This window comes from Okeania sp., assembly GCF_035285525.1.
GTDB lineage: Bacteria > Cyanobacteriota > Cyanobacteriia > Cyanobacteriales > Microcoleaceae > Trichodesmium.
Genome location: NZ_JAYKGW010000146.1, coordinates 1 through 11,288, shown reverse-complemented (window position 1 = coordinate 11,288; position 11,288 = coordinate 1). Strand labels below are relative to the sequence as shown.

Annotated in this window: 9 protein-coding genes and 1 pseudogene; 7 read left to right on the top strand and 3 right to left on the bottom strand. The window is 37.3% G+C overall.

Features of this window, described 5'->3' with window-relative positions; all coding sequences use genetic code 11:
- Positions 1-169 (bottom strand): ArsA-related P-loop ATPase (locus tag VKJ25_RS13945; protein ID WP_324237234.1); only part of this gene is annotated, 169 nt, incomplete at its 3' end.
- 375 nt (positions 170-544) lie between these two features.
- On the opposite strand from VKJ25_RS13945, the gene VKJ25_RS13940 reads away from it, so the two are divergent.
- From VKJ25_RS13940 to VKJ25_RS13910, 7 genes are all read left to right on the top strand, one after another.
- Positions 545-1,855, top strand: coding sequence for a DUF3326 domain-containing protein (locus VKJ25_RS13940; RefSeq protein WP_324237233.1), 1,311 nt, complete (start codon positions 545-547; stop codon positions 1,853-1,855).
- A 4-nt stretch (positions 1,856-1,859) separates the two neighbouring features.
- Positions 1,860-3,179 (top strand): aminotransferase class I/II-fold pyridoxal phosphate-dependent enzyme, encoded by a 1,320-nt coding sequence (locus VKJ25_RS13935; protein WP_324237232.1) that lies wholly within the window; start codon positions 1,860-1,862, stop codon positions 3,177-3,179.
- Between the two features lie 114 nt (positions 3,180-3,293).
- A complete protein-coding gene (locus VKJ25_RS13930) occupies positions 3,294-4,175 on the top strand; it encodes a phytanoyl-CoA dioxygenase family protein (RefSeq protein WP_324237231.1) in 882 nt (293 codons plus the stop codon).
- 174 nt (positions 4,176-4,349) lie between these two features.
- Entirely contained in the window at positions 4,350-5,219 is an 870-nt protein-coding gene (locus tag VKJ25_RS13925; protein ID WP_324237230.1) for a phytanoyl-CoA dioxygenase family protein, read from the top strand.
- 5 nt (positions 5,220-5,224) lie between these two features.
- Positions 5,225-6,001 carry a class II aldolase/adducin family protein gene (locus VKJ25_RS13920; RefSeq protein WP_324237229.1) on the top strand — a complete coding sequence of 259 codons (777 nt, stop codon included), beginning with the start codon at positions 5,225-5,227 and terminating at the stop codon, positions 5,999-6,001.
- A gap of 131 nt (positions 6,002-6,132) precedes the next feature.
- Positions 6,133-7,722: a phytoene desaturase family protein gene (locus tag VKJ25_RS13915; RefSeq protein WP_324237228.1), complete on the top strand. Its 1,590-nt coding sequence runs from the start codon at positions 6,133-6,135 to the stop codon at positions 7,720-7,722.
- A gap of 285 nt (positions 7,723-8,007) precedes the next feature.
- Entirely contained in the window at positions 8,008-8,463 is a 456-nt protein-coding gene (locus VKJ25_RS13910) for a dTDP-4-dehydrorhamnose 3,5-epimerase (protein WP_324237227.1), read from the top strand.
- Positions 8,464-8,855: 392 nt separating this feature from the next.
- Here the strand turns inward: VKJ25_RS13910 and VKJ25_RS13905 are convergent, their stop codons facing one another.
- Positions 8,856-10,388 carry a flavin monoamine oxidase family protein gene (locus VKJ25_RS13905; RefSeq protein ID WP_324237226.1) on the bottom strand — a complete coding sequence of 511 codons (1,533 nt, stop codon included), beginning with the start codon at positions 10,386-10,388 and terminating at the stop codon, positions 8,856-8,858.
- Between the two features lie 201 nt (positions 10,389-10,589).
- A pseudogene (locus tag VKJ25_RS13900) lies at positions 10,590-11,147 on the bottom strand (Uma2 family endonuclease); the annotation flags it as partial.
- Positions 11,148-11,288: the final 141 nt, after the last annotated feature.

Below are 11,288 nucleotides of genomic sequence, written 5' to 3'. Positions count from 1 at the left end.
TAGGTTCAGGACCAATATTTGTACCTAATATTAAAGATAATGTTGAAGCAGGTTCTTGTCCTACAAATAGAACTCTTTTTCCTTGGCTAGCATATCGTTTGGCAGTGGCAAATGCAATAGTAGTTTTTCCTGTCCCACCTTTACCTAAAAATGTATAAGTAACAGTCATTTCAGTTATTAGTTATCAGTTATTTAGTTATCAGTATCTCTGACTGAAGCTTTTTGCTTCAACAAGACTTTAGAGAAAGGTACTATATTATAGAGAATTTTCTAGTTTTGAAAATTTGATTCGTGGTTTAAGCAACAAAATTACAGCAATAAACCCGGTTTCTTAGTCCCTTATTTTAATACTGTTGATAGCCCAAAATATTAAATTATAAACCACCTGTAGGGCTTAATGGTCATTACTCCCCCTATGAATAACCTCTCATCTAAGAATTTGCGTAAATCCCATCAAAAAACATTAAATATTTTTTAATTATTTAGTTTACTTAAAAATCACACTTTAAGGTAAAAATTAATTTGCTTTTTTATAATTGAACTGATGTCCCAAGTTTATACTAAAGACTTTGAAATTAAATGTCCTCCACAACAACGCACCTGGAGAAAAATTGCCCAAGAAATAGGCAACTTTCCCTTACCAGGTGTTCCTATTCGCTTGATTTTAACAAAAGTCGAAGCTGATACCCTCACATTTGAATCAAGCTTCATCAAAACTGAGAGACAACCTGTTTGGCCATCATTACTAGACATTAATATCCGTCAACGGGTTTCTCATCAACCATTTGTAGTAGCTAGTATTATTCCCACCGGAGTCAGAGCCGAAATTGGTGGTTTTGCTGGAGATGCCACTCCTAGTACCAATCTTTTAGCCTCAGCTTGTGACTATCTAGTAACAAATCCTAATGCAGTTACAGCATCCGATATCTATTTTGCTCAAGATAATGTTCTTTATCTAGAAGGAAATCTGATTTGTCAATTACTACTGGGTAATATTGGAGTCATTCCTGAGAAGCGCAAAAATATTGCTGCAATAATAGAAAAGCCCAAAGATGAACGATTTTTAAACAATGTTATTAATGCTTTAAATGGTTTGCGGGCGGTGGGAGGAATTAATATCGAGCCGGTAGTTGTAACGGGTGGCCCTGTAGAAACTACCTGTACCTATTCCCAGTATGGTAATGCTTCTGGGGAATTTCAAGGTATGGAGGAATTGATCAAAGCTCTAGATGTGGTAGAAAATTCTTCAGTTGGGGCAGTGGCTTTAATGACTACTTTGCAAGTAGATGATAAAGTGCGTCAAGCTTACTACCGAGGAGAATCTATTGCCAATCCTTGGGGTGGTGCAGAAGCAATACTGACTCACATGACGACTAATTTCTATCCCTTGACTGCTGCGCACGCTCCCTTATTATTGGAGTGGGAACATACAGGATTTGGTAAATTAGTAGATCCTAGGGATGGTGCAGAATTAATTTCTAGTGCCTATCTTTGTTCTCCCATGAATGGTTTGATTAATTCTCCTCGCCCGGTAAGATTTGATACTCCTATAGCAGCAGGTGAAACCAGGATATCTGTCGAGAATATTTCGGCAGTGGTAATGCCAGAAACAACTGTAGGAAATATACCTTTCTTAGCGTCTTTAGACCAAGGAGTTCCCATAATTTTAGTTCAGAATAATACCACAAAGTACGATATTACGCCGGAAAAACTACAAATTGAAACTCAGGGACACAAGATATATCGTGTCAATAGCTACATGGAAGCGACAGGATTACTGTTAGCTTTACGGAATGGGATTGCGGTAGAAAGTACAATTCGCCCCATACCCCAACTCAAACCGATTTTTCTGTAAATTGATGAATCAAGTATCTTCTACTTATAAGCTGATTGCATCCCACAATCAGGATATTCAGATTAGTCTCTATACTCCTGCTCATCAAGGTATTAAAAGTAATGGTCATCGTCTGAGTGAAGAAATTTACCAATATGATGCACCATTTCTGACTCGCCCTCGTACTGAAAATATAGAGAAGTATTTCTCTAAGCTGTATGGCACAAAACATACTTTCTGGCTCACAGCAGGAGGTAGTCAAGGAGTTTTAACCACTTGTGCTTTACTAGGTACTCAGTATCAAAAAGTGGCGATCGCCCTTAATAGTCATATTTCTACCATAAACGGCATCATCTTAGCAGGATTAGAGCCTTATTTTATTCCTTCTGAGTCACTGATGCCGACTACTGATGAGGTGATTACTGCTTTAGAAACGAGTGGTGTATCCGCACTGTTACTAACTCATCCGAGTTATGAAGGCGTAACTATCGATCTGGTCACGATAGCTAATTATTGTCAAAAGCATGGGATAGCTTTAGCAGTGGATGAAGCTCACGGTAGTCATTTTCCCTTTCTTGACGAACAATGGCAATCAGCAATTAGTGTTGGAGCAGATATAGTTTCCCATAGTATGCACAAATATGCGGGTAGTTTAGTACAAACTGGTTTGTTACATTTGCCTGAATCTTCCCAGTTTAGCACCGAACAAGTGATGGGAGTTTTGCCTTTATTTGAAACTACTACCCGCAGTAATCTTTTGATGTTAAGTCTTGAAGATGCTATTAATCGGGGATTTTCGGCAGGAGGTAAGGCTTTATTTGACAAAGCGATTCAAGAATGCGATGCTCTGCGCAGTCAATTAGATGATTACGGCAAGGTTTTAACTTATGATGCCCAAGTTACCGATCCTCTGAAAATTTATTTAAAGAGCGATCGCCTTACGGGTTCGGAGTTAGAAGAATTTTTGTACGAACAGGGGATTGATGGGGAATTTGCTGGAGAGGAAGGATTATTATTAATTTTCTCTTTCCATCACAATCAACAAGATTTCCAATTTATGCGGGAAACTTTGGCTAAAGTTGTACCCATTCTGAGGGAAAAACCAATAAAACAGGTTTTACCTGATAGTTACTTTTGCCGTCGCCCTCAAATCAAGACTTTACCTAAAGATGCTTTCTTTAGCCAGAAAGAAAAATTACCCATTGGGCAAGCATTAGGTAAAATAAGTAGTTGTTGTATCAAGAAAGTTCCCCCAGGGAGTCCAATTTTGATACCCGGAGAAGAAATTACTAATTGGCATCTCCAAGTTTTAGAACCTAACACCATGATTGATGTCGCTTGTTAAATTAACAAAGTAAGATTGTTAACATAGTATTGTTTTATTGCTTGCTATCAATTATACTAATTTAAAATTCGATCTATAAAATCTGACTTTTGAATTTTGAATTCCCTAAATTAAATGTCTTCATTAATAAACAAAATCACCTTATCCCAAACCGAGAAAGAATTCTTTTGGGAAAATGGATTCATCAAGCTAAACAGACTATTAACCAAGGAAGCTACAGATAAATTACGGGAGCTGACTTACAATTCTAATCAAATAACCAAAGCTCCCGAATATTATACTGGAGATTTTTCCAGAATAGGTTACGGTGTAGAAAATTCTGTTACTCACCAAATCTATTCTGAGGAAAACTTCAAAGATACTATTAAGCAGTTAATCAAGAATGAATTAATCTTTACCCAAGGTGTGGGATTTGAATTAATGCCCCACAAAAGAGGATTCTATTTCCACCTAGATATAGCTAGCTTTAGCTTTATTCAAGCAGAAGATTTAGCCTATTCTCTTTGGATACCCCTAGTTCCTATTAATACCAAAGAGCAACATGGAGGAATCGCGTATGTACCTCAAAAAGTATATCCTGCCTCTGGATATTTTTCACTTATTTATGAATTAGTACAACATGAAAATATTGTCGAATTTTGTCAAACTGAAGATTTTAAATTTTTTAACTTTCCCCATGCTTCCAAAGTGGAAGAATTGATTCTAGAGAAAAATAAAGTGGAAGATGACTTTGAAGTAGGTGATGCTCTGTTACTAAACAAATTTGTCTGGCATAGGAGTGTTCCTCTGAAGGAAGGAAAGTTAGCTTCGAGGATGGCATACACAATGCGTTTTGTCGATTCCCAAGCCCGCTATGGGAAAAAATTTCTTGATGATTTTAATTACATGGTGAAAGCTATGGGAGATGATCCTTTAACTTCCTTTGGTTATAAATTAAGCGATCTGAAAGAGGGCAATTTAATCTCTAAGAGTAAATTTGTTTATAGCTCTTACTAACAGGACTTACGCATTCGGGAGGAGTTTTGGTCATTTGAGATTGCTATCCTTACGGAATGCTTTGCATTCATGTCGCGGAGCGAAACGCTGTCGCTTGCTGAAGCAATGACAGAAATACCTTGCGCGTGCGTAAGTCCTGACTAATCCTAAATTATACATCCTGATTAAAAGCTTATGTCTTTGCTAGTCAACAAAATTACTATATCCGCAGAAGAAAAAAAGTCTTTTGCTGAGAATGGGTTTCTCAAACTCAAAAAACTGTTTACAGATGAAGCGATCGATAAATTACAGAATTTAATCGCTCAATCCAATCAAGTCCAAAAAGTTCCCGAATCTTATAGTGGGGATTTTTCCAGAGTTGGTTACGATCTGGAAAATGCCGTAACCAAAAACATCTATTCCGACGAAAACTTTAAAAATACCCTCAAGCAATTAATTGCCAATGAATTAATCTTCACCCAAGGTGTGGGATTTGAATTAAAACCAAACAAAAAAGGATTTCCATTCCATCTAGATTTAGTTAGCTTCAACTTTATTAAACCAGAAGATTTAGCCTATTCTATTTGGATACCCCTAGTTCCCATTAACACCAAAGAGCAACATGGAGGTATGGCATACGTACCTCAAAAGGCTTATCCTACTTTTGGGTACTATGCTCTCCGGTACGAAGCGATCCAACACCAAGATTTTGCTGAATTTTGTCAAACCGAAGATTTTAATTATTTGGATTTTTTCTACGCCTCTAAACTGGAAAACTTAGTTTTAGAGAAAAATAAAGTAGAAGATGATTTTGAAGTAGGTGATGCTCTTTTATTAGACAAATTTGTTTGGCATAGAAGTGTCCCTCTCCTAGAAGGAAAATTACCATCAAGAATGGCATATACAATGCGTTTTGTGGATTCCCAAGCTCGCTATTCAAAGATATTTCTGGATGGTTTATACTCCCTGATCAAAGCTAAGGGTGATGATACCTTGACTTCTTTTGGTTATAAATTAACCGATCTTAAAGAAGGCGATTTCGTTTCCCACAGTAAATTTATTTAAACAAGATGATCAACTCTAAACTCAAAAATCCCATAACTACCTCCTACTCCCAAGAAGAACAAAAGTTGCGCGTCGATCTTGCTGCTGCTTACCGCTTGATTCACTACTATGGGATGACAGACATGATCTACACCCATATTTCTGTACGCATTAAAGAGGAACCACCAATATTCCTGATTAATCCCTATGGTATGATGTTCGAGGAAATATGTGCATCAAATTTGGTTCCAGTCGATGCTAATGGTAATAAAATCGATCCAGCAGATGCGGAAGTAAATCCAGCAGGATTTACGATACACAGTGCTATTCATTTAGGTTGCCCCAATGTTCATGCCATCATCCACACCCACACTATCAGTGGCATGGCAGTTGCTGCGATGGAAGAAGGTTTGTTGCCGCTTAACCAAATTTCGATGGAATTTTATAATCGGGTTGCCTACCATGATTATGAGGGAATATCACTTAACTTGGATGAGCGAGAAAGACTGGTGGCATCTCTAGGAGACAAGAAATGTTTAATCCTTCGTAATCACGGTCTTTTAACAGTAGGTAAAACAGTGGCAGAAGCATTTTACTATATGTACTACCTAAATAAGGCTTGCGAAATTCAGGTTAATGTGTTAAATAGCAGTGCCAAACCAATTATACCACCACCTGAGATTTGCGAACATACAGCAAAGCAGTTTGAGGGTCCATTTCACCAGGATAACCAAGAATTTAAACTCGTTTGGGAAGCTAATCGCCGTTTGCTCGATCGGGTAGATTCCTCCTATATTGATTAGGACTTACGCAGAAACCGGGTTTATCAAAGAAATTTCCTGCTTTGAACAACAATCAAAGTAATAAACCCGGTTTCTTGGTTGCTATGGGTAAGTCCCGATCTTGATATTTTACCTAATTAGTAGAAAAAACTATGACATCTTCAAATATACAAAAAAACTATGATGTAGTCATCGTTGGTGGTGGACACAATGGACTCATTGCTGCTTGTTATCTTACTAAAGCGGGTAAATCTGTTTTGGTGCTAGAACAACAAGAGCAAGTAGGAGGAACAGTTGTTTCCCGCCAACTATTTCCTGGTATTGAAGCGAAACTCTCAGTTTATGCCTATTTAGTGGGAATGCTCCCACAAAAAATTATCTCAGATTTAGATTTAGATTTTAAATTCCGACAAAGAAATCCCGCTTCCTTCACTCCATTTGAGCAAAACGGGAAACATCAGGGTTTATTGATTAGTAATGAATCTGAAGTTGTCACCGAGCATTCCTTTAAACAACTCACCGGAAATTTAGAAGAATATCAAAGCTATGTCAAGTTTCATCAACTCCAAAAGTCTCTAGGAAAGAACATCTGGCCTTCATTGCTGGAACCGATGCAGACTAAAGATGAAATAAAAAATCGCTTTCAGACAGAAGAAGAAAAGCTAGCTTGGCAATTATTTATTGAGCAACCCTTGGGAGTTGCGATTGAAGAATTTTTTCAAAGTGATTTGGTGCGGGGTTTAGTATTCACTGATGGCACTATTGGCACGTTTACCCATCCCCATGATTCATCCTTAAAACAAAATCGGACGTTTCTCTATCATATTATTGCTAATGGTACAGGGGATTGGTGCGTTCCTGTCGGTGGTATGGGCAAACTGACAGAGGAACTTGTTGGTCAATGCCAAAAAAATGGTGTGGAAATACTCAACGGTGCTGAAGTCACAAAAATAGACCCAGACAAAGGGGAAGCAACTGTAAAGTTTCAACAAGATCGCCAAGAAAACTATGTCAATGGAAAATATGTTTTAGTTAATCTTGCTCCGAAAAAACTTTCCCAACTGTTGAGTGGGTATAATCCTCCTAAGGATCCGAAAGATGAAGGATCGTTTGTCAAAATTAATATGGTTTTAAGGAAGTTACCCCGTTTGAAGGCAGATTACAATTCTGTAGAGGCATTTACTGGAACGTTCCATGTTAACGAGGGTTATCAAAACATCATTGATAGTTACAAAATGGCTGGTGAAGGAATTATACCAGAACATCCCCCTGGCGAGTTTTATTGTCATAGTTTAACAGATGATTCTATTCTATCCCCATCTCTGAGAACAGAAGGTTATCAGACTCTAACTTTATTTGGGTTGGAAATGCCTTATAGCTTATTTGTGAAAGACAATGAAACAGAGAAACAGAAAGTATTGGAGAGGTATCTTAATGGCGTAAATCAATATTTATTAGAACCCATAGAAGATTGTATAGCGCGGGATGAAAATGGTCAACTTTGTGTTGATATTGCGACTCCAGTGGATGTGGAACGAGAAGTGGGTATTCCCACAGGTCATGTCTTCCATCAATCTCTTTCCTGGCCTTTTGTAGAATCAGAGGAAGAACGGGGAATGTGGGGTGTAGAAATTGGCTTTGATAATATCTTCCTGTGTGGCTCTGGAGCTAAACGGGGAGGATGTGTTAGTGGGATTCCAGGGCATAATGCAGCGATGAAAGTTCTAGAATATAAAATATAAACAGGACTTACCCAGGGGAAACCCAGAAACCGGGTTCTATAGAAGCCATTTGGGTTCTATAAAATTAGGTGGAAAGTCGGGGAGTCGGGGAGATGGTGCATAATGGGGCTATTTTTATACTTTTTTCCCTATTCTATTTCTTCATGTTGTGACTACTGTCTCCTAATCCTCACTTTTGTAAAGATACGGTTAGGGGTCCTATACAATCTACCTCCGACAAACCCGGTTTCTTGTAGTACTTCCGTTGCCCAGCAGATTTGATATTAATTCACAAGGTAAATGAAAATGGCAAAGATACCTAGTATAGAAATTTTACAACTTAATTCAGAAACTGTACCGGAGGGAATTTCCTATTATACTAGCCTTAATTGTAACGAAACTATGGTGGCTACATATCCACCAAACACTAGGGAAAATTTATATGTTCATCGCAATCAAACAGATTACATTCAAGTAGTTCGTGGTAAGTTTATTTGGGTAATTTTGTCCGCAGGCAAATATCAATATATTCCTTTGAGCGAACAAGATTCTTTTGTGGTTAAAGTAGCACCAAAAATTCCTCATGGTGCTATCAATCCTTATGACGAAACTTGTGTTATGGTAAATGCTATTGTCCGACACAAACCTTTGACACCGAAAGACTACCAACCAATTTTCCCTCCTTTTCCCTACGACATTGAAAAAGCATTATCTAGTCAGGTACCAATAGAAAAAATACGTTATTATTCTGACAGGGAGTAGGGAATAAGGAGTGTTAGAAGAGGTACATAGGAAAAATTATCCCTTGCCAACTCTGGTATATGCCAAAATACTCACTTGAGCAGCCTACAAGAGCGAAAATCTGGTACTTTTTTAGGTACTAAAAAAGCTAGGATTTTGGTTGACAAGGGCAAACCCTAAATAGGGTTTGCTGAATAAATTGGTTGGTGGGGGTAGGACACGGGGACGTGGAGACGCGGAGATGGGGGAAGAAGCGACGCTTTTGGCCATTTTATCTGAAGAAATTTTTGGGAATTTCAGCAGAAAATCTCAGTATTTTCAGACAAATAAGAGCGAATAATAAGGAGATAAACTGAATCTAAAAACTCCTAAGACCGAGAACCATAAGACTTTTAGCTTTCCATACGCAAGCCCTAAATAGACATTTTGAGAATATCAATAACTGCTGTAACACTGGTTTGAATTGCTCCTTGAACTGAAGCGTGATTGATGGCTAAATGTTCTCCAGCAAAGAAAACACGAGGATTATTAATAGGATAAGGTTGTCCCATAAAAGGTTGATATTTATCTCGTTCTCCTGGAGCAAAATAGGCATAAGAACCAGAACTAAGCTGGTGATTTTCATCCCAAATACTATGAATAATATCATCGGTATATTGTTTAATATTAGGATGAATTTTTTCAACTTCATCTAAGGTTAAATCGGCTTTATTTGTTTCATCTAAAGCCATAAATTTCCTGGAATTATCTGACCAGCGATAAGCAGCAGTAAACACTGATGGTTGATAAGAAATATCTTTATTTTTAGTAACAAAATGAGGTTGAGAAAAGTTATTTGAATCTAATTGAGCATTATCACAAGGATACCAACACTTTTCGATATTTAGGTCTGTAAAACTTTCCCCACCATAGATATTATCTGCAAATTCCCAAGGGCGAGACTTACAGTGTAATAAAGTTTTACTAGCACTACAATAACCCAAATTGTTAATAGCTTCTTGTTGTTTACTGGGTAAAATAGGGTCAAAATTAATTTGAGCTAGAGCAGTAGCAGGAAGAGCAAAGATCACATAATCAAATTCTGCTGTTTTTGGTTTATCTAAGTTATTCCAGCCAACTCTAACCCCTTTATCTGTCATTGCTATATGTGTTACTTTGGCTCCAGTCTCAATTTTTCCTGATATTCTTTTCACCAAAGCATTCACTAAAGTTGTCATTCCTCCTATGAGTTCGTATTGCTCAACTTGATACCAAGCAAAGAAATCAATCAAACCATTTAATAAAGAAATATTATGATAATCTATTATACCAGTAATACAACCAATTAATTCAAAAGCATCGAGGGAAAGATGACTGCGAAAAAAGTCCTTAACTGACAGGCTATCGTACTTTTTTAGCTTATCGCTGGTAAAAGTTGGCGCAAATAATTCCCATTTTTCTTGTTCAGAAAAAGAATTAATTAACTCTGACAATAAGCGAGCGTAAATTACTCCAGGGTCTTCTTTTTCATCAGGGGTTAAATTGTAAATAGAAAAAAGTTCTTGATAATTATCTAAACGAATTTTCTTTCCCCTCAAATAATAAAAAGTTGCAGGATTGTAATTAATAAAAGATCTTTTTGGTAACTTAAATTTATCTACATAATGTAAAGTGCAACCATGACTTGTAGGGATTCGCATTGCACCTAATTCTCCGTAAGTTCCATCACTAAAATAATGAGTTTTAATCCTTCCTCCTAAACGAGAATCAGACTCTAATAAAGTAACTTTATGGTTGAGTTGACTTAGTTCGTAAGCACTAACAAGGCCGGCTATTCCTCCGCCAATAATTGCAATTTGTTTGCGAGTACCGCCTTTGTCGTAGGGAATAAGAGAACCTGGATGACTATACAAGCGCTCAAAAGAAAATGGATGATCTGACTCTAACTCTAAAATGCGATTATACATAATTTAGGTTCGACGCTACAATGTAAATTTTATTTTACAGTCCTTTTTTTCCAGTTATTTGCAAATTTTATCTAAGTACAACAAACAGTAGGGACGTTCGATGGAAGGTTTCTACTAGATTATCATTTTTTTTATGTGGTTCACTGATATAAAAACTTCTGTAGTCATGCTTTTTTTCATTTTTAACTTGACTTTTCTTGACTAGACTATTTCTCTGATTCTTTTGCGAAAAGCTCGTAAAGCAGGACTTCTAGCAATATCGCGACTTTGAACTAAAACTTCTGCCACCAAATCCTGAATGGCTAATCTAGGAAATGTTGGACTGGTGGAAACTTCCTCGTATTCTTTTCCTGGTTGCAAGAGATAAACCTTCAGTTGGTTTTTCTCATAACGCCAAAGTTCAGGTACACCTAATTTCTCATGGACATTTAGCTGAGTTTTAGAGGTAACATCTACTTCAATAGCTAAGTCGGGTGGTGGATCGACATTCAGCTCTACTCGTCGCTTGCTTCGCATTCGAGCATGGTGTTCAATATAGAAACATTGATCCGGTTCGATACCACTTTCCATAGTTTCTCCCTTGAAAGTAGTAGAGCCAAAACACTCACAGTCTATTTCTAACTCATCAAGCAAAATTTTCACCACATCGCCTATGAGTTCTTTATCAACTTCGTGTTTTGGGGTAGGCATTCTAATTTCTAAAGTTCCCTGATAATAAGTAATTCTGGAAGAGCGATGTTCCCCTAACTCTTCTAGAACAGATTCAAATTCAGTCCACTGTAGGTTGTGGACTAATCACCTTTGACCAGGGGGAACTGTAAGTTTTTGAAGTAGTACGGTGACTGCCATGATCAATGCTATTGGAATTTGGGATTTTAGCGATCGCTAATTATTAATCTA